Annotated in this window: 1 pseudogene; it reads left to right on the top strand. The window is 73.1% G+C overall.

What is annotated here, in order from left to right:
• Window positions 1-297, top strand: a pseudogene (locus tag KUM32_RS41645) (spore photoproduct lyase family protein); the annotation flags it as partial.
• Window positions 298-699: the final 402 nt, after the last annotated feature.

Consider the following 699-nt stretch of genomic DNA (forward strand, 5'->3'; position numbering starts at 1 on the left):
GCCTGGGACGACCTGCTGCGCATGATGGACGACGTCCTCCCGCACCGGGTGAAGGAGCAGGCCGCCGCGGAGATCATCATGCTCACCCACAACCAGGACCTGCACGAGGTCAACCTGGGCTGGCACCCCCGCGCCGAGGACGTCCTGTGGCAGCCGGACCTCCAGCAGCCCAAGAGGTCCGAGAACGGCGCCCTGAACGTCCGCTACCGCAGCACGGTCAAACCCCAGGCCGTCGAGACCCTGTCCCGCATGATCCGGACCCGCGCGCCCTGGCTGCGCGTGCGGTACGCCTTCTGACCACCTGGGAGAACCGGACCCTGACCGCACACCCTCGGCGCGTCACACGCACGCTCCCGTAGCGAAAGCCCACGTCGCAGGGGTGGTCCCGCCGGCCGTCGGTGACCATGGTCGCGAGCGCGTCGACCGCCTCGGCCGCGGCCACCGAGGCGAGAGGAATCCCGGATCAGCGCGAGCCCGATGGAAGTGCCGCCCCTTCGTGGCCCCGGGATGACCTGGACTGACCAGGTCGGGGCAACGAACCGTCGAGCCGGCGGGCGTCCTCGCCGGCCGACGAGAGAGCGGCCGAGCGAGGGTTAGGCGGCCGGCCACCGTCGCGGGGTTCTCCGGCGTCCACCACGTGAGCCGAGGCGTGCCCGGTCCCCCACCCGCGAGGGGCGAGGCGGGGCGGCGGCGCCGGGC

Source organism: Streptomyces sp. AC627_RSS907, assembly GCF_019049165.1.